Consider the following 19,288-nt stretch of genomic DNA (forward strand, 5'->3'; position numbering starts at 1 on the left):
CCTTCACCATGTGGTGCGGTGTTTATTTGAACAGTTAACTGCCATGGGTCATGGCAGTTAAAGAGGCTCATTTTTCGACATTGGATGCCAAAACGCTCAAGCGCTCTTGGCAACACGTTTTTATTTGTAATGGCTAACCAAAATCTAATTACCATACAAGTAACCCGAATTGCCGACGCACCTCCTACAGCGAATCATCACTTTTATTTAAGCCTTATTTTTTATACACTTAAATACATGTCGGGAGATTATTGGATGGCTTTTCCCTCAGATAACGAAGGATGTCGAGCCGAGTAAAACCAATCAGGAAGCAGAACACGTGTCCTCGAGAAGCAAACAAACCGTCAAGCTTGATGATGTCGCGGCCCTGGCCAAGGTGTCCCCCTCGACAGTCTCACTTTATGTACGTCATCCAGACAAGGTAAGAGCCAATACCGGCCATAAAATTCAGCGTGCCATTGATGAATTGGGTTATGTGCACAACAAAATTGCCAGTCAGTTTACTGCCGGGCGAAGCTCGGCAATGGCAATTATCGTTCCTTCCATTTCCAATATTACCTTTAGTACCTTTGTCCAACAGATTGAACATATCGTGAGTGATGCAGGTTTTCAGCTCTATATTGCATCTCATGATCACTCAATGGAAAAAGAGGAACAGCAGATCCGCTCCATTTTACAATGGTCTCCTGCTGCCATAACCCTCACTGGCGCGAAGCACAGTGATACTACGATTCGTATGCTGGAGCACAGTGCGGTGCCTGTGGTTCAAGCATGGCAAATCGGTGAAGCCAGTCCGTTTGTCGCGCAGGTCGGTATAGATCATTTTCAGGTGGGTTACGATGCCGCATCTTACCTGATACGCTCCGGCTGCCATAAAATTGCCTATTTCACGACCCGTTTTAACGATGACGTGCGTGCGCAGAGCCGCTACAGCGGCTTTTGCCAGGCACTTGAGACGGCGGGTATGGATCCCTTGTTGGTCGAAATCCCTTACAGCGACAATATTTACCCCGCCGCACGCGAACTACTCATCAAGACACTGCTCAAAGAGCGCAAACTCGACGGCATTTTTGCATCAAACGATACCATTGGTACTGCATTGCTGATGGAGGCGATTGCACGCAATATCCCGGTACCAGAGCAACTATCTATCATCGGGTTTGGCGATTTTCCTAGCAGCGGTTATCTGGCCCCCGTGACCTTGTCCAGTATCAATATCAATATTCACTCTGTTGCCAGCCAGGCTGCATCTATGATGTTGCGGATGGCTCGCGATCCCGATTATAAAGGCGAGATCATTGATGCCGGATTTGACTTGATCCCCAGACAGAGTACCCGGTTTGTTTTGTGACCAAGCCAATATAGTCACACCATGAACCATCACAAAACCATGGCCTTGATAAATAGCCCATAAAGATAAATGCCCCCCATGTATCTACCAGAACACTATCCATTGCGTCAGATATTTTTAAGCAGGGCACCAGTCACTGCCAGCGCTACAAGATTTTGGTTAAGTAATATCGCTGATGAAACACCGGGCACTTTTCCAACGTCATCACGACGGAATAACCCCTCGCTTGGTAAAAAGGCTTTGCTTGAAAACTAAAAGTATCGAGCTGTGAAAAACGGCAGCCGCGCTCTAGGGCAGCCTGCTCCATTGCTGCTAATAACCGGCCTCCTACACCGCGCCCCCGCAGGCTACTGGCCACCCACAGATACTCGATATAGAGCCAGTTACCGTAGGTATGGCCACTGCATCCTCCGGCACGACGCATCTGCTCATCCTGATAGAAGATGGCAAGTGGGCGACGTATCTGTTCACCGACAAACTCACGATTGGTTTTGATCAGGTTGTCTCGTAAAAAATCGATGTCGTCCTGGCTGGGGTTTTGCACAACGTCAAGAGTGTCAATCATGCTGCTCTGCTCCTCTGGTGAAACATAATGGCCGTGAACATTGTCACGGCCATGGGTTATCTGGGTCGCATCCTCTATGGCGAACGCCGGTGCGATTTACGCCAGATCCTTTAGCTCGGCAAACAGCGAAGCCCAGGGACTTTTGGCACGATAGAACACCGGGGGCTGGCCAATCGGTGCAGGCAGAGTGACCCGCTGGCCCCCTGTAAAGCGTTGGCCGCTCCAGACATGCGTCCACTGCTCACCTGCAGGCAGGTAAGTTGTCCACTCACGCACATCCCCTTGGTGAACCGGTGCCACCAGCAACTCTGACCCATAGAGGTATTGATCCTGTATGACGTAGGTCTCGGGATCATGTTCAAAATGCAGCATCAGGGCACGTTGAACCGGATACCCTTTCTCGGCCGCTTCATCCACCAGGCTACGCAAGTAAGGAGTCAGGTGGCAATAAACTCGGGTCATCCGGGCAAAATGCGCCAACGTGCTGCCATCCTGGTCAAACTGGAAATTCTCATCAGGGCGGTTACCTTCGTGGGTACGCATGACTGGGGTAAAGGCAGCCATTTCAACCCAGCGGTCAAACAGCTCCTTGGTTCGACGGTTGCCAAACAGTGAGGTGTAGCCACCGATATCCGAGTGGTGATACGCGTTCCCCAACATACCGGAGGAGAGCGCCCCCGAGATCACCGTGACCAGACCGTCGTGACGGCTGAAATCGACACATTGATCGCCTGCCCACAGTAGCGGACAGTATTGCTGCACCCCGGTGTAACCGGCTCGCATAAAGAAAAGGGCATCACCGGTTTGGCCGTTCATCGCGATCGCTTCTGCGTTGCACTGGGCCCACAGAGTCGGCCAGGCATTGTGCATCAGCTTGGCATCGACACCGTTGTGCAGGTAGATGTTATCGGTCGGCAGGTACTCGCCAAAGTCAGCCATCCACCCCTTGATCCCCATGTCCAGCATGTTTTTACGCAGCACGGTATCACGGAACCAGGCCATGGCGTCTGGATTGGTAAAGTCGACACAGCCGCAATAGAATTCGCCAAAGTCGACCAGCGCAACCTGACCATCCTTGTCCAGCGCCATATAGCCGAACTCTTTGGCGATTGGAAACAGCTTGCCATCTTCACACAGGTAGGGGTTGACGTAGGCCATGAACTCGATGCCCTGGTCATTGAGCGCCTTGATCCTGGCGGGCAGATTGGGGTAGCGATCCTGATGGTGCTGCCAATCCCAGTCCCAGAACAGGCGCTTGCCAAACGAGGTGACCCGCAAGCCGCACCAGTCTTCACTCCACAGACCCGAAACCTTGATACCATGGTCAAGGGCGTTTTCCAGACGACTGAAGGTATTGACCTCCCCCCCCTTCAGACCAAGGATCGCCCCCTTGTAAACCCACCCCGGCAACCTGGGCTGGCGGCCAAACCGGGCAGACAGTTTTTCGATAATGCCCAGATAGCTCTCTGCGGTGCGCAACTCGATGGCCTGCGGAATCGCCCACACTTGCAGCTCATGAAACCCTTCGTGACGAAAATCGAAATCGGCATAAGCGGTGGTGTCGATATGGCAGCTGTATTTGCGAGAGGAGACAAACGTGGGTTGCGGATAGTTGGTGTGGTAGTAATCCCCACCGGCTTTGCCCATCACATCGGCTTTCCATTTGATCTCGCTGTGGGGATGGCGACCAACACCGGGCTCTGAGGTCCACAACGGAAAGTGACGGCCACGCAAATCAAAATAGGACATCTGCTCGCCACAACCCCAGACATGCTCTTTACGTTCGGCCGGCAATCTGACCCAAAAGCGGTTATATGCCTCGTCCAGTATGGTCGGATAAAGCATCACATCATCGCCATCACACACCACAGCCACCTGTAGCAAAGCCGGGGTCAAGGCATTCGGGGCAAAAACGAACAGGTTGTTGTCAACCTGTTCGATATGAGTCAATGCGACGCGAGACTCGATATAGTCTTCGATATCAAAATTGCCGCGATAAATTTCCATTTTTTCCCGGCCCTTACCTATATAAAACGCCGGGGCATCCGCTTGATGAGAAAATAACAACTGCTGCTGGTGCTGAATCGTTAACGCCTGTGACGAAAATTCGAGTTGCATTGCATAAGCTCCTGTTTAGTCGGGCCATCCCCGCTTGCTCGCAAACACAATAATAGCGCTACGATTTCATTTCAATCGCGTAAAACCCAAACAGCGATCTCGATCACCAATCAACACTCGCCACACGAAAACGTTTGGCTCGTTTGCAAACACCATTTGTAAGAGAATCCTTAACCACCAGCGCAATCTCTCGATCTGGATCCCACTTTTTAACAATCACCCTTGCGCCCGCAATCGCATCGCTACGATTATTGTCGTGCCGGATGGGTTCCACACTATGGAGAATAAAATGGTTGTTCAGGCGCATATCGAAAGCAGACTGCCTTTTAGGGAAAAACTTGCCTATGGCGTCGGCGATTTTGGTTACAACTTTGTATTGAATATCACCACCCTCTACCTGCTTAAATTTCTGACCGATGTAGCAGGTATCAATGCGGCGTGGGCAGGCGTCATCTTTTTGGTGGCGAAAGTGTTCACCGGCTTCACCGACCTGGGCACCGGCATTTTCCTCGACACACGCAAGAGCTTCGGACCTCGCGGCAAGTTTCGTCCGATGCTGCTCTGGACCATAGTGCCCCTGTTTGTCTGCAATATGTTGCTGTTTTGCAATTTTGAGCTCAACAGCGAGACCAAGACCACCCTGTTCATCGTCTGCTTTATGGCCTTTGGCCTGTTCTTTAGCTTGGGCAATGCCAGCTATGGCGCCATGGTGCCCTCTATGACCAAAAATGTTCAGGATCGCGCAGAGCTGGCAGCATGGCGTCAGGGCGGAGCCAACACCGGCCTGTTGTTAGCCACCGTCGGTTTCATGCCCATCGCCATGTTGTTTGAATCCCAGGAGACCGGCTACATGGTGGCAGCCCTGGCCTACACCTCGGTCGGCTTGGCGGCGGTGCTCTTTTGCTACCTCAACGTCAAAGAACACCACACCATCATAGGTAATGACCCTGACCAGATAGTCGAGAAGCCCACCATCAAGGAGGGGCTCAAGGCGGTACTCAAGAACAACCAGTTGCTGGTGCTGGCAGTAGCCAACCTGCTGACCCTCTCCGCATTCAACGTCAAACTCACCGTGCAGGTCTTCTACGCCCAGTACATTCTGGGTGATGTCTCCATGGTCTCTTACATGAGCTTTGTCAGCATGGGGTGCATCTACCTCGGGGTGTTGTCTGTGCCTGCGCTGGTACGCCGCTTTGGCAAAAAACCTGTCTATCTGGCCGGATTGTGCCTGTGGATCTCCGGCGACATTGCCAACTACCTGTTCGGTGGCACCGTCATGAGTTACGTGCTGTTCACCTCGCTGGCGTTCTTTGGCACCTCTTTCGTCAACAGCCTTAACTGGGCGTTTGTCTCAGATACCGTTGAGTACGGTGAGTGGAAAACCGGTACCCGTACCGAAGGCTTGGTCTACTGCGGCATGACCTTCTTTAGAAAGTGTTCGCAAGCTATCGCAGGGTTCGTCCCCGGGTTTGCTCTGGCACTGGTTGGCTACATGCCCAATGTGGAGCAAACCGATGCCGCCAAAGCCGGGATCACCGGACTGATTTTCATCTACCCGGCAAGCCTGGCCATCGTAACGGCACTGGTGATGGCCCTCTTCTACACCCTCAACGAGCAGCGCTATCAAGAGATCATCGCCAGCCTTGGTGCCCGCCGTGTGGCGACCACCCAAAGCTGACTCTCATGCAACTGGCAGCGGCGTGCTGGCTACGCTGTTGCTCTCTTCAAGGATGTGATCCCATGACATATCGCAATGTGGCAAGTGACCGTCTGGCATGGCAGGAAAAGATGGCCTACGGAGTGGGTGATCTCGGCTATAACTTCCTGCTCAACTGCACAACTCTCTATTTGCTGATCTTCCTGACCGATGTGGCAGCCATTCCGGCAGCATGGGCCGGAGCAATCTTTCTGGTTTCGAAGTTCTTTACCGCCTGCACCGATCTGGTGACCGGCAGCGTGCTGGATAATCGTTCCGAGCTCGGCCCCAGAGGTAAATTTCGCCCCTTCCTGCTCTGGACCATAGTGCCACTGGCTCTTATCAACACCGCCCTGTTTACCAGCGTTGAGCTCCCGGTCATCGCTAAAACAGTACTGTTTACCCTGCTGTTCATGATGTTTGGTGCCTTTTACAGTTTTGGCAATGCCTCCTATGGCGCCATGGTCCCGGCCCTCACCAAGCGACTCCAGGACCGAGCCGAGCTCGCCGCCTGGCGCCAGGGCGGAGCCAATACCGGATTACTGCTCTGCTCGGTGGGGTTCATGCCGCTGGTATTGCTGTTTGACAAACCACAGGTCGGCTATAGCGTTGCGGTACTGATTTATTCGGTCATGGGGGCTGCAGCAGTACTCTTTTGCTACAGCAGAGTTCGTGAACGCCATGTGCTGCCATCGGTTGTCAACGAATCGGGGTTTTCGGCAGTACAAACCAACGCACGGGCCGTGCTGGCAAACCGTCCGCTGGGCATCCTGGCGCTGGCCAATCTGCTGACGCTAGCAGCGTTCAACACCAAGCTGATTGTTCAGGTTTTTTACGCCCAATATGTGATTGGCGACGTATCGATGATCGCCTACATGAGCTTCATCAGCATAGGGTGTATCTACCTGGGTGTATTGCTGGTCCCCTTTGCCGTGCACCGTTTTGGCAAACTGCCTGTCTATCTGGCCGGCATTGGCGTGTGGATATGCGGTGACCTGCTCAACTACCTCTACAGCGAGAGTGCTCTCGATTACATCCTCTTCACCTCCCTGGCCCTGTGGGGATCCGCTTTCGTCAACAGTCTCAACTGGGCGTTCATCTCTGACACCGTCGAGTATGGGGAATGGAAAACCGGCATCCGCACAGAAGGGCTGGTCTACTGCAGTCTGACCTTCTGCCGCAAATGTTCGGCCGCGCTTGCGGGCCTCATTCCCGGGCTGGTGCTGGCATGGTCAGACTATGTTCCCAACGCGACGCAAAGCACCGAGACCCAAAGCAGCATCGCCAATCTGATGTTTCTCTACCCGATCTGTGCCCTGATTTGCGCTGCTGCCTTGATGTTGCTGTTCTACCCGCTCACTGATGCTCGCTATCAACAGATCGTCCGGGAGCTGGCACAACGCCATGCCCTTGCTTCTCCCCGGAAACCCCATCACCGAATGAGTGAACAATCTACTCCATCGCCTGACCCCCCCCCTCTTCGTGCGGGTCAGAATGGCTGAATTTAACATGCTGTTTTTATTGAATTAATCCTTAACCAAATCAGACAAAGAGAGCGCTATTCCTATGTCATTCAACAGTGAAAACCTGGCCAAGCTCGATATCTCGGCGCTGCGTAGCCAACGCTGGTATGCCCCCGACACCATCCGAGCCTTCGCCCATCGTCAACGCAGTCAGCAAAGTGGCTTGAACCGCGACGAATTCATGGGCAAGCCCGTGATCGGGATCATCAATACCTGGAGTGAAATGAGCCCCTGCCATAGCCACCTGCGTGAGCGCGCCGAGGCCGTCAAGCGAGCCGTCTGGGCCGCGGGAGGCTACCCCGTTGAATTGCCCGCGCTGTCGGTCGGGGAAGTATTGGTCAAGCCGACCACCATGCTCTATCGCAACTTTCTGGCGATGGAGGCAGAAGAGCTGCTGCGCCAGCATCCGATCGATGGGGCTGTGCTGCTCGGCGGTTGCGACAAATCCACGCCAGCCCTGCTGATGGGCGCCATTTCGATGGACTTGCCAGTGATCTTCTGCCCCGCCGGCCCCATGTCGAGCGGCAAATGGCGCGGTCATGTCACCGGTGCCGGTACCCATACCAAGAAGTTCTGGGATCAATTGCGCTTGGGGGCCATTACCCAGCATGACTGGATCGAGCTGGAGGGGGCGATGACTCGCTCCATCGGCACCTGCAATACCATGGGCACAGCATCCACCATGACCTCCATCGCCGATGCCATGGGCTTTATGTTGCCGGGGGCCAGCTCCATCCCCGCCGCTGACTCGCGACACGTCCAGATGGCAGCCCAATGCGGCCAAATCATCGTCGACATGGTGTGGCATGATCACAAACCTTCCCGCTGGCTGACCCGAGCCAACTTCCTCAATGGCGTAGTGGCCTACATGGCGCTCGGCGGCTCCACCAATGCCGCGATCCACATGATTGCGATGGCCAACCGGGCGGGCATCAACCTCACTCTGGAAGACATGGAGTCGGTGGCACGGGAAGTCCCTGTGCTGGCCAATCTGTTTCCCTCTGGTGATCAGTTGATGGAGGAGTTCTTCTTCGCCGGCGGTCTGATGGCCCAGCTGAAAAAGGTGGAGTCATTCCTCCACCTCGATGCGATCGGGGTCACCAATCGTCCCGTTGCACAGTGGATTGCCAACGCGACCTGTTATGACGACAACGTGATCCGCTCGCTAGATAACCCTGTGGTACCGCTCTCCCGTGGATGTGCATTGACAGTATTGCGCGGCAATCTGTGCCCCAACGGGGCTGTGATGAAATCATCTGCCGCCAAACCCGAACTGCGCCACCACAAGGGCCCTGCCATCGTCTTCGACAGCCATCAAGAGCTCTCGGATCGCATCGATGACCCCGCCCTGGAGGTAACCAAGGAATCAGTGATTATCCTGCGCAATGCCGGCCCGGTCGGCGCGCCGGGCATGCCGGAGTGGGGCAACCTGCCGATCCCGAAAAAGCTGCTGCAACAAGGCGTCACCGACATGGTGCGGATTAGCGATGCCCGCATGTCCGGTACTCACTATGGCACCTGTATCCTGCACGTTGCCCCTGAAGCGGCCATTGGTGGCCCACTGGCACTGGTACGTACCGGTGACCTCATCGAGCTCGATATCGCCAATGGCCGCCTCAACATGCTGGTCAGTGATGAAGAGCTGGCCGAGCGCCGCCGCACGCTCAAACCGGTACACAAAGTTTATGAACGCTCTTATGCCGCACTCTATCAACAACATGTGACCCAGGCCGATCAGGGCTGTGACTTCGATTTCCTCCAGGCTGGCAGCAAAGTGCCCGAGCCCCCGATTTTCTAAAGGAGCAAACAATGAATCCGTTCAAACTTGCGATTACTCAAGGTCCACGCCCACTGGGCACCTGGATGATGACTGGCAGCGATACGGTGGCGGAAGCCATGGCGACTGTCGGTTTCGATTTCTTGGTGCTGGACCAGGAACATGTGCCGGTCGATAGCCTGGATGCGATCCGTATCGATCGCGCCATTCGTGCCAGCAACCCGGCCACCACCCCACTCTACCGCCTGGCCTGGAACGACACTGTGTTGATCAAACGGGCGCTTGATGGCGGTGCAACGTCGCTGATGGTGCCGTTTGTCAACAGTGCAGCAGAAGCCCGCAAAGCGGTAGAGGCGGCCTACTACCCTCCCCTAGGCAAACGCGGCTTTGCCGCGGTGCATCGTGCGTCCGGTTACGGTGCCGAACCCGAATTCGTGCGTAAAGCCCGGGAAGAGCTCTGCCTTATCCTGCAAATTGAGACCCCTGACGCCATTGATGCCATGGAAGAGATGGCCATTGAAGGAGTGACCGGCTTCTTTATCGGCCCCGGCGATATGAGCGCAGCCATGGGCCATATTGGCAATCCCTCTCACCCCGAGGTGCAAGCCAAGATCCGTGAAGGGCTGGAGAAGTGCCAGCGCTTGGGATTGCCTTGCGGGATCGTCGGTGGAAACCCCGAGCTGGTGAACAAATATCAAGAGATGGGTTTTAGCTTCGTGGCGCTCGGCTCCGACATGAGTTACCTGCTGGCTCGCGCCCGTGAACAGCTCGCCGCGATCCGGGGGGAACGTCTGAGCATATCCGGTGGCGAGGTTTACTGATGAAGAGGCTTCACCGCCAAAGCGGCCCGCTTGATCTGGAGCTCATCCCCGAGCTTGGTGGCGCTATCGGCAAACTGACCTGGCATGGCAGGGAGATCTTGCGCTCCCTGCCCGATGGTCAGAACGTCACAGTCAACCAGGGGGGCTGTTTTCCCCTGGTACCTTACTCCAACCGTATTGCTCATGGACGGTTTCACTTCGCCGGATATGATTACGCCCTGCTGCGTAACTTTGGCGATCATCCCCACTCAATTCATGGCAACGGCTGGCAGCAGCCATGGCAAGAAGGGGATGCAGATGATGACTCTGTCGTGCTGACCCTGCACCATGACGCACAGGGAGCATCCGCGGCGCAATGGCCCTGGCCTTATCGGGCAACTCAGCGCTTCACCCTGCAAGAGAATGCGCTGCATATCATACTCACTTACCACAATCTGGCCGATCACGCTGTCCCGGCTGGGCTGGGCTTTCACCCCTATTTTCCCCGTGCGGCGCACGCCGAGATCCAGTTCGACGCAGGCGGTGTGGTACTCAACGACCACAAGTCCCTGCCCACTGGTCTCGCGCCACTACCGACCCAATGGAACTATCGCACTTGGCGCAAACCTGAACCCGCCAGTGTCGATAACTGCTTCCATCACTGGAGTGGCTGTGCACGGGTGCGCTGGCCAGATGAGAAGCTGATGGTGACCCTGAGCTCACCCGATGCGCCTCACGCCATCCTGTTTCTGCCGCCCGCCGATCGTGACTTCATCGCCATCGAGCCGGTTTCTCATATCAATGATGCCATCAACAACGGTGGCTTTGGTGACCCTGCGCTGGCCATGGCCACTGTGCCAGCCAATGGGCAGTTGCAGATCTCCATGCTGCTTGAGGTTTCTCACTATGCCTAATCCTGCTCTGCTACTTGCCGACTACCGCGGCCATCTGCCCGAGTGCCCGACCTGGAGCACTGATGAACAGGCGCTCTACTGGACCGATATTCTCGAGCGTTGCCTGCACCGCTATCACCCCGAAAGCGGCGCCATGACGACAATCCCCTTCCCCGAAGAAGTGGGCTGTTTTGCCCTGCGCGAACAGGGTGGCTTTATCGCAGCGATGCGCACCGGGATCTATCTGTGTGATCAACACGGGCAAATTGAGCGTAAAGTCGCCGATAACCCCAATAACCCAGCGCTGGCCCGTTTTAATGATGGCGGTACCGATCAGGCGGGTCGTTTCTATGCGGGCACTTACTGGAGCCCACGAGATTACAACGGCGCCCTGCTATGCCGGGTTGATGCCGAGCTGCAGATGTCGGTGATCCAGTGCGACATTCTGGGAGCCAATGGCTTGGCATTCAGCCCAGACATGCGCTGGATGTACACCACTGATACCCCCAACCGCCGCCTTTATCGCACTCCGTTGGCCCGCGACGGTTCACTCGGTCAACGGCAACTGCTGCGCGAGTTTGCAGCCCGCGCCGACGAAGGGCGCCCGGATGGGGCTGCAATCGATGTCGAAGGATGCTACTGGAGCGCCCTGTTTGATGGCCATCGTATCGCCCGCTTCTCTGCAGAGGGGGTATTGCTGGCCGAATATCCCTTGCCGGTACGTTGCCCCACCATGGTCTGTTTTGGTGGTGAAGACATGAAGACCCTCTTCATCACCACCACTCGCGAAAATATGGACGCCGCCGAACTGGCAGCACGTCCGCTCTCAGGTGCGCTGTTCAGCATGCGTGTTGACATCGCCGGTCTTGCTAAACCCACATTTAAGGAAAACAACAGATGAAAACTATTGGCTTTATCGGTCTTGGTCTGATGGGCGAAGCGATGTCAAAGAACATCGTCAAAAAATTTGATGGCAATGTGTTGGTATTCGATATCAATCAGGAGGCTGTCGCCCGGGTGGTCGATGCAGGCGCCATCGCCTCCCCTTCCATTGCCAGGTTGGCAGCCGATGCGGATGTGATCATCTCCATGGTACCGCGCTCCGAACACGTCAAAGCGGTCTATACCGAACTGCTGCCACACCTTGGCCCCGGCAAGATCACCATCGACATGTCCACCATTGACCCGGCAGTGTCAATCGCCTTATCCCGCCAGGTAGCAGAAACCGGTGCCGTGATGCTCGATGCGCCCGTGGTCAAATCCGTCCCTGCCGCCGTGGCTGCCGAGCTCGGGATCTACATAGGTGGCGACCTGTCCGCCTACAAAAAGGTCAAGCCATTGCTAGCCATGATGGGCAGCAACCAGATCCACCTGGGGGGCAACGGCCGTGGTTTGATCATGAAGGTGCTGCACAACACCTTGGTCGCCCAAATTCAGAACAGTGTCAACGAAATGCTGGCCACCGCCGATCATTTCGGCATCGATAAAGAGAGCTTCAACACCGCCGTCTCTTACGGTGGCGGCAGCAACTTCTATCTGACCAGCAAGATAGGTGCCCTGATCGCCGAGAACTACAACACTGTCTTCTCGCTGGAGAACATGGCCAAAGATATCGGCATTATGAAGAACCTCATGGGAGAAGAAGCGCTGACCCTGCCCGGAGTCGAATTGGTGAATAACATTTACCAGCAAGGCCTGAATAACGGTTTGGGCCGTGAGGATTTCTGTGCCACTTATAAGTTGGTAAAGCAAAACATTCAATAGCTGGCTGATAAAAACCATCGCATGAGGTAATTAATTTACCTCATGCCAATCGCTGTACGATTTAATATCAACTTACCATTGGCGAGTCAATCACTATGCGTATCCACCCCAAAATATGCTTAATCCCTCTTATATGCTGCAACGCAGCTTTCGCGGGCGGTTATTTTGAAAGCCGTGAGGCATTTAACTTTGCTACCGACCAACATGAGTTATTGTTGCGACTCGGCTATAACTGGGAATCTGGTGCGGGTATTATGGCCAGCAATGCGTATAATACCGATAAACTAGACAAGCTAAAGCACAGTTATAACGAAATTGAAGGGTGGTATCCGCTATTAAATTTAACCACCAAACTCTCGGTCAATGCCGGTGGTTTGGTTAACTCCTCTAGCTCTGGCTCTGGTGGCTCTGCGTATCTGGATGGAAAGTACAACTTTACCGATAACTTTTCCGTTATTGCACGATACCGTTACAATCATCAAAATTATCTAACTACGGATCTTGATGGTTATGGCGATAATAACGATACCAATGAATACGCACTGTATATTGTCAATAAAATAACGCCAGCTTTGACCCATACTTTTGAATCGCACTATTTTTCTCGCGTTAATAATTTCAACAGTGCTAATGGGAAAGATCATCACTGGGAGCTAACCAGTCAAACCCGCTATCGAATCAATCCACAATGGATGCCTTATCTGGAATTACAGTGGTACGATAGAAATATTGCCTATGATGCAGAGGCATACCGGATCCGTATTGGTGTTAAATACTTTTTCTAATGTTGCCAGATGAATTCAATCTATGACTCACGGAGAGCAGTTATGAACTATTCCCAGCAAGTACAATATCACTCTATTGCCGGCAAGGTCGCCGTTATTACAGGTGGCGCCAGTGGCATTGGCGAAGAGTTGGTGCGCGCATTTGTCAGCCAAGGAGCCAAAGTCGCCTTCCTCGATTTTGATAAATCAGCAGGCGAAGCACTCGCGCATGAGCTCGGCTGCCTGTTTCTGTTTTGCGATGTCACCGACCTGACTCTGCTCAAAGCGTGTTTTACGACCATTGAACAACAGCTGGGCAGTGTCGATATCCTGATCAACAACGCGGGCAGCGATGATCACCATAAAATTGAGGATCTGACCGAGGAGTATTTCGAAAACCGCATCAATATCAATCTGCGTCACCAGTTGTTTGCGATCCAAGCCGTGCTGCCAGGCATGGAGCAAAAAGGGAGCGGCAGCATCATCAATATGGGCTCCATCAACTGGATGCGGGGCCGCCCCGGGAGAGTCTGCTACTCCCTGTCAAAAGCCGCCATCCATGGTTTTACCCGTACCCTGGCGCAGGAGTTGGGCGCGAGAGGCATTCGGGTTAACAGCCTGGTACCAGGCGCAATCCGCACCCCCAAACAGGATGCGATGTGGGCGCAACTCGACCCTGCCGCGGTGAACCAGTTTGTCGAACTGCAAGCTCTCAAATTCCGTCTCGATGGCTCACATTGTGCTCGCATGGCCCTCTTCCTGGGTTCTGACGAATCCAATGGCTGTACCGGCCAAGATTTCATTGTTGATGCAGGGCTTACTCTGAACTAGGGCTCTGTCCCAAGGCTGTCTGCTTGAAATGATGAGGTTTGAGCAATATCTGGCTGGCATGGCATTCAACCATGCCGGGCAATCCAGAAGAGGCAAATGCTGCAGATATTGCTTGTTTTTATAGATACGCGCTTGGCTAGATGGGACAGGTCTCGATGCAAATGGGGAAAACGCCATTAATCCGAGCAAGAGTGGTCTCCATGACCCTCTCTTACATCTGAGGGTACCGGAAGAAGATCCCACCATCTTCAGAATGATGCGATCAACTGATATGCAAACCACCAACAGTTGAGATAGTCGGGGCGCATAATAAATCATGCATAAAGAAAAACCCCTGCTCTAAAGCAGGGGTTTACTGTTTGGCGGTGAGGGAGGGATTCGAACCCTCGATACGTTGCCGTATACACACTTTCCAGGCGTGCTCCTTCAGCCACTCGGACACCTCACCAAATTTTTGCTCACTGTTTTATGTGCTTGAGCTGCACATTCGCTGGCGGACCATGCCGCGGCGACGGGGCGTAATGTAAGGGATACGATGGCTTTTGGTCAATGCAATTTTTTACTTTTTGCGTTCGTTTGCTCAATATCCGAACCAAGTGACCAAAAATATGCCGTTTCGTATCCCTTTCAATCAATTTACTGCCGCTTCGTGCAAATGTTCACCTTTGAGCGCCTCTTCCAGCGAACCGTAGAATTCCAGCTTGCCGGGCTGCGGCCGCACCTTGGCACGGGCCAGGGTCTTGAGCGGTTGGAACTGCAACTCGGCCACCCGCAACTCGACCCCGGCTTTGGCCATCTGCTTGCCAAAGTGGAGGAAGGCAGACAGGCCGCCCGCATCGAGGATGGAAACCGCCTCCATCTGCAACACCAGCACCTGGTGCCCTTTCACTTGCGCTTCCAGCTCGGCAAAGACCCGTTCGGCCGCGGCAAAGAAGAGCGGGCCGTTGATCTTGTAGAGCAGGCCGTTGTCCGGCACCTCGTGGGCATAGCGCTTGTGCTCGGCCAAATCGTGCAGTTTGGTCATCTTGGCGATTTCACGCATAAAGAGCAGGGAGGCCAGGATCACCCCGAAGGTGATGGCGATGACCATGTCGAAAATGACGGTGAGTGACAGGCAGACCAGCAGCACCAGCACATCGGATTTGGGCGCGCGACGGATCAGCTCCACCACCTTGTGCGCTTCACTCATGTTCCAGGCCACGATGAGCAGCAAGGCAGCCATGGCCGAGAGCGGCAACCAGGAGAGCCAGGGGGCCAGCACCAGAATGGCGGCCAGCACCACCAGCGCATGGACGATCCCCGAGATGGGGGACGTAGCACCGGCACGCACGTTGGCGGCAGAGCGAGCGATAGCGGCGGTAGCGGTAATGCCGCCAAAGAAGGGGGCGAAGATGTTGCCAAGCCCCTGCCCCACCAGCTCGGCGTTGGAGCTGTGTTTGCGACCGGTCATGCCATCGAGCACCACGGCGCAGAGCAGCGACTCGATCGCCCCCAGCATTGCCATGGAGAAGGCGGCAGGCAGCAGCCGCTCAACAGCCGCCAGGTTCCATTCAACCGGCAAACCATCCGGTCCGGGCAAGGCCCAGGGCATCACCAGGGTCGGCACGATGGGCGGGATCCCCATCCCTTGAGTGCCATCGGCCAGGGTATAGCTGAACTTGCTGCCGATGGTGGCCACATCCACCCCAAAGTAATGGAGGCCAAAACCCAGACCTACCCCGACCAGCACTGCGGGCAGGTGGCCAGGCACCGGCAGACGCAGGCGCGGCCAGAGCAGCAGCACGGCCAGCGTTGCGACCCCCACCAGGGTATCGCCCCACTGCCAGCTTGGCAGGGCGGCGGCCAGCGCTTCGACCTTGCCCAGATAGGTTTCCGGCATCTCGGGCACGCTTAGGCCAAAGAAGTCCTTGATCTGCAAGGTGGCGATCACGATGGCGATACCACCGGTAAAGCCCAGCGTCACTGACGGGGGAATGTACTCGATAAGGCGGCCAAGACGGGCCATCCCCATCGCCACCAGAAAGAGGCCGGAGATGAGCGTCGCCATCAACAGACCACCGACCCCGAACTGCTGGGCGACAGGATAGAGGATCACCACAAAGGCAGCGGTCGGGCCGGAGATGGAGTAGCGGGAGCCACCGGTCACGGCGATCACGATTCCGGCAATGATGGCGGTATAGAGACCGTGTTGCGGCGGCACACCGCTGGCAATGGCCAGTGCCATGGCGAGCGGGATGGCGATGATGCCCACCGTCACACCGGCGATAAGATCACGGCCGAAGCGGGCCATGCTATAGGGTTCATCAATACAGGACTGGCGTAAGGCTATGGCGAGCTTCACGCTATTTAAAGAGGCTTGCTTGTGCATGTATATCGTAATACCAGAAGAGGGAGATAAAGGCCGGAGAGATCCGGCGCCCGATCATCATCAAGGGCCGGCAGGGCTGTCGACGCGGCGATGGTATCCTGCGTAACCTTACTCCAGACGGGTCATTTTTTCGATGGGCAGGATCAATGAAAAGCACTCTGCCCCATGATTTGGCCCATTTACCGCCAAATCGCCGATCTTGACTCCAGCTCTCCCCCTTTTAGCCACAAAGATTACCATTTGAGCCTCACCTGGTTACCAGCACGTTCGCGACATCATGCTGTCATCATCAGGTTGATGCGAACCGAACCAATGCCCCCTGCGCCGGTTGGGGGGAGCGATGGCAAGGGACTGATTGTGCTGAAAATAAACCGCAAAGCGCAACTTTTGGGCAAACAATCCGAAAATCCGGTTTTCGAGAAATTCGCGGGTTGACACCCGCCGCCCTGGTCATTAATATTCGCCCCGTCTTAACGAGACAGGCAATTCCTCCTTAGTTCAGTCGGTAGAACGGCGGACTGTTAATCCGTATGTCACTGGTTCAAGTCCAGTAGGAGGAGCCAATTCCCTCGTAGTTCAGTCGGTAGAACGGCGGACTGTTAATCCGTATGTCACAGGTTCAAGTCCTGTCTTTGGATTGCGAAAAGAGCCCAGTTTTATAACTGGGCTTTTTCGTATCTATCTCTCCATTGTTTCAAGCTGATCCACCCCCCCCCCACACAGCTTGCTTTGCCACATTCCCCTCGCAGTGAACGATCCACTCTCCCTGTTTTCTCTCAACTCAAATTCGACTAACGATTACTCCGGTCCCTATCCGGTCCGCTCTGCTGGCGAATGGGTCAAGATCTAGCCCAAACCAGAAGCCATCCCCTCCCCTGACGTAAATCCCACCCAGAAAAACCTCCGGTCACAGCTTCCGGTCTTTCGGCTGGGAGACCATGGGGATGCTCAGACCGGAGCAGGCGACTCTGGCGTGGAGATAACACAGATTGAAAGATGGAAACGCTCAGGAAGGGCAAGGGAAGAGGAATGGTTAGTGGGCAAGACCGGAGCAGCTCTGGGGGATATCCGGTCGCGAGATTCACTACCACACAGCACCGCATTTATGACAATATAATCAATTGTCGCGCTTGATTAAATTTGGTGGTGGGAATGGAACAACAAATCTTAGGTTTTTTTGAGGCCAGTGACTTTCTAGAGCATGAAGTTCTCAGGCCTTTATCCCATATCCGCCCCGGATGGGAGCTATTTGTCGACCCGACAACAGATAGATATAAAGATGAGGAGGGCACATTTGCTTGGCTCTTCAATCATTTGATCACAAGAATCTCCAAGAGCACACCTCCAGATAAGTACCACGATTCAGAAGACCGTCTCGCCGAGCATGTGCAGACAAGTCTCAACTGGAAAATATCAAAGCATCGTGGTATCTGGCGTAATGCTTCAGGCCATCGTCTTACCCCAAATGATTACCTAGTAACCTTGGAACAAGGTGGTTTTAAGATTGATGGCATAGAAGACTTGATAGCTGCGGCTTCTGGACGTGTACATGCAGCCCTTCAATACGGCCAAAGGCACTTCGATGATATGGAAAGGGGGCACCAAGTCATTCTTGCGGGGGTTCTTGCAGCAATCCTATATCACTGGGACCCTATAGAGCCCGAGATTAGAAAATTAGAAGTCTGAGGGGTCTCTTCAATTCAAATAGCCCAGAATACCCCTACAGTTGGCCGTTGCACGATTCGCAATGATTTTAGCCTAATGTAACGCGTCGATACTGACGAGGTAGCGGGTCGTCACTCCGACGCGACCGTCGGCATTTTTCGTTTGTTTGGAAAACAATCAGCCTACAAATCCCTAGGTAAAATCACGTTGGATATCGTCCTTACTATCTGAATTTGCGAAGAAATCACTATCAACAAAGTGGTATGCTTCCAACCACGTGCTCTGACCAAGCGTTCCTGCCCCCTCCTCATAGCTTTGGCAAAACAACGGTCGAGCTAGGCTTTAAGCAATTAGGAAGCACGATCAATGATTTCTCATGGCATCTCAATTCCATGGATGTTTAGTACTGAGTGGATCAGACTAGATTTTCAAAACCCCTTTGACACGCATGTAAAGCAAACCTTGGATGTAGACTGCAGCACCGGCGAATTGCGCGTTTTCAATGTAGATTCGCATTGGGACATCGAGGGAGCAAGAGCCGAGCTCACCCTGTCATACTTTGAAGCCAACAACCCCTCTTTTGCTGGTAAGGAATACCTAGAATTTTGGGGGGAGTCTTTGATCGAAATAGACCTTAAAAAGCAATCCGGTAAAGCCACATGGAAAGGCGAACACTCAAAAAAGTGGGACGGCTCCGTTGAATGGACCCGTATTGAACAAGACCTGATAGAAGTGAAGAAGCGTGAAACCGTAAGCCGGATCAAACGTGAGCAACAACGACTTCGTAATGCATTGTTAGCTTTAGACAGAAAGTGCGCTATCACTGGTGAGGAACTGCCGGAGGTTATCGATGCAGCACACATAATTTCCGCAGCTGATGGGGGCAAAGAGGTATTGGAGAATGCAATCCTCCTCCGGGCAGACCTACATCGGCTACTTGACAGCAAGCAGTTCCACATCACAGCCAAAGGAACTATTGTCCCCAATCCGTCGCTGCCATCTAGCTACTTGAAACTACTAGCAAACAAACAACTCCCCACAGAAGTTCACCTTCGGGTTAGGAACGCTCTTCTCCAGATACCCTAGAAAGACAATCCCCCGAAAAACTGGGGGATCACGAGTAGAGCACTCCCGTATCTTGAACGCAGAGACTATTGTCGTTAGAACTTGGAA

The 19,288-nt window shown here is 54.1% G+C and carries 15 protein-coding genes and 3 tRNA genes; 14 read left to right on the forward strand and 4 right to left on the reverse strand.

The window, feature by feature from the left end; all coding sequences use genetic code 11:
• The first annotated feature begins 319 nt into the window (after nt 1-319).
• The gene (locus G5137_RS12195) at nt 320-1,351 is read left to right on the forward strand and encodes a LacI family DNA-binding transcriptional regulator (protein WP_421255449.1); all 1,032 of its coding nucleotides are present in this window, start codon (nt 320-322) and stop codon (nt 1,349-1,351) included.
• 145 nt (nt 1,352-1,496) lie between these two features.
• On the opposite strand, the gene G5137_RS12200 is transcribed toward G5137_RS12195, so the two are convergent.
• The gene (locus G5137_RS12200) at nt 1,497-1,916 is read right to left on the reverse strand and encodes a GNAT family N-acetyltransferase (protein ID WP_421207032.1); all 420 of its coding nucleotides are present in this window, start codon (nt 1,914-1,916) and stop codon (nt 1,497-1,499) included.
• 96 nt (nt 1,917-2,012) lie between these two features.
• Nucleotides 2,013-4,034: an alpha-glucosidase gene (locus G5137_RS12205; RefSeq protein ID WP_421255450.1), complete on the reverse strand. Its 2,022-nt coding sequence runs from the start codon at nt 4,032-4,034 to the stop codon at nt 2,013-2,015.
• Between the two features lie 289 nt (nt 4,035-4,323).
• Here G5137_RS12205 and G5137_RS12210 point away from each other — a divergent pair, with 289 nt between their 5' ends.
• The 9 genes from G5137_RS12210 to G5137_RS12250 all read left to right on the forward strand — a co-directional run bounded on the left by G5137_RS12210 (nt 4,324) and on the right by G5137_RS12250 (nt 14,082).
• The gene (locus G5137_RS12210) at nt 4,324-5,712 is read left to right on the forward strand and encodes a glycoside-pentoside-hexuronide (GPH):cation symporter (protein WP_421207035.1); all 1,389 of its coding nucleotides are present in this window, start codon (nt 4,324-4,326) and stop codon (nt 5,710-5,712) included.
• A 62-nt stretch (nt 5,713-5,774) separates the two neighbouring features.
• A complete protein-coding gene (locus tag G5137_RS12215; protein WP_421255451.1) occupies nt 5,775-7,232 on the forward strand; it encodes a glycoside-pentoside-hexuronide (GPH):cation symporter in 1,458 nt (485 codons plus the stop codon).
• Nucleotides 7,233-7,296: 64 nt separating this feature from the next.
• Nucleotides 7,297-9,051, forward strand: a complete 1,755-nt coding sequence (gene araD, locus G5137_RS12220) for an L-arabinonate dehydratase (RefSeq protein ID WP_216978944.1) — start codon at nt 7,297-7,299, stop codon at nt 9,049-9,051.
• An 11-nt stretch (nt 9,052-9,062) separates the two neighbouring features.
• Nucleotides 9,063-9,851 (forward strand): HpcH/HpaI aldolase family protein, encoded by a 789-nt coding sequence (locus G5137_RS12225; RefSeq protein ID WP_216978945.1) that lies wholly within the window; start codon nt 9,063-9,065, stop codon nt 9,849-9,851.
• A complete protein-coding gene (locus tag G5137_RS12230; protein ID WP_216978946.1) occupies nt 9,851-10,744 on the forward strand; it encodes an aldose 1-epimerase in 894 nt (297 codons plus the stop codon). The genes G5137_RS12225 and G5137_RS12230 overlap by 1 nt, the downstream gene beginning before the upstream one ends.
• Nucleotides 10,737-11,624, forward strand: a complete 888-nt coding sequence (locus G5137_RS12235) for an SMP-30/gluconolactonase/LRE family protein (protein WP_216978947.1) — start codon at nt 10,737-10,739, stop codon at nt 11,622-11,624. Before G5137_RS12230 ends, G5137_RS12235 begins: the two co-directional genes overlap by 8 nt.
• Nucleotides 11,621-12,487 (forward strand): NAD(P)-dependent oxidoreductase, encoded by an 867-nt coding sequence (locus tag G5137_RS12240; RefSeq protein WP_069556391.1) that lies wholly within the window; start codon nt 11,621-11,623, stop codon nt 12,485-12,487. Before G5137_RS12235 ends, G5137_RS12240 begins: the two co-directional genes overlap by 4 nt.
• A gap of 95 nt (nt 12,488-12,582) precedes the next feature.
• A complete protein-coding gene (gene ompL, locus G5137_RS12245) occupies nt 12,583-13,272 on the forward strand; it encodes a porin OmpL (RefSeq protein ID WP_216953422.1) in 690 nt (229 codons plus the stop codon).
• A gap of 42 nt (nt 13,273-13,314) precedes the next feature.
• Nucleotides 13,315-14,082 (forward strand): SDR family NAD(P)-dependent oxidoreductase, encoded by a 768-nt coding sequence (locus G5137_RS12250; protein ID WP_266134800.1) that lies wholly within the window; start codon nt 13,315-13,317, stop codon nt 14,080-14,082.
• Nucleotides 14,083-14,442: 360 nt separating this feature from the next.
• On the opposite strand, the gene G5137_RS12255 is transcribed toward G5137_RS12250, so the two are convergent.
• Together G5137_RS12255 and dauA are read right to left on the reverse strand one after the other, a co-directional pair.
• A tRNA-Ser gene (locus G5137_RS12255) sits at nt 14,443-14,530 on the reverse strand.
• A gap of 183 nt (nt 14,531-14,713) precedes the next feature.
• Nucleotides 14,714-16,450, reverse strand: a complete 1,737-nt coding sequence (gene dauA, locus G5137_RS12260) for a C4-dicarboxylic acid transporter DauA (RefSeq protein WP_421209241.1) — start codon at nt 16,448-16,450, stop codon at nt 14,714-14,716.
• Between the two features lie 487 nt (nt 16,451-16,937).
• On the opposite strand from dauA, the gene G5137_RS12265 reads away from it, so the two are divergent.
• The 4 genes from G5137_RS12265 to G5137_RS12280 all read left to right on the forward strand — a co-directional run bounded on the left by G5137_RS12265 (nt 16,938) and on the right by G5137_RS12280 (nt 19,201).
• Nucleotides 16,938-17,013: transfer RNA gene (locus tag G5137_RS12265), tRNA-Asn, on the forward strand.
• Nucleotides 17,014-17,023: 10 nt separating this feature from the next.
• A tRNA-Asn gene (locus tag G5137_RS12270) sits at nt 17,024-17,081 on the forward strand.
• 521 nt (nt 17,082-17,602) lie between these two features.
• Nucleotides 17,603-18,136 (forward strand): hypothetical protein, encoded by a 534-nt coding sequence (locus G5137_RS12275; RefSeq protein WP_421255452.1) that lies wholly within the window; start codon nt 17,603-17,605, stop codon nt 18,134-18,136.
• Between the two features lie 345 nt (nt 18,137-18,481).
• Complete coding sequence (locus G5137_RS12280) at nt 18,482-19,201, forward strand: HNH endonuclease (RefSeq protein ID WP_421255453.1); 720 nt, start codon at nt 18,482-18,484, stop codon at nt 19,199-19,201.
• Nucleotides 19,202-19,288: the final 87 nt, after the last annotated feature.

The organism is Aeromonas sp. 600282, assembly GCF_049175755.1.
Classification (GTDB): domain Bacteria; phylum Pseudomonadota; class Gammaproteobacteria; order Enterobacterales; family Aeromonadaceae; genus Aeromonas; species Aeromonas veronii_A.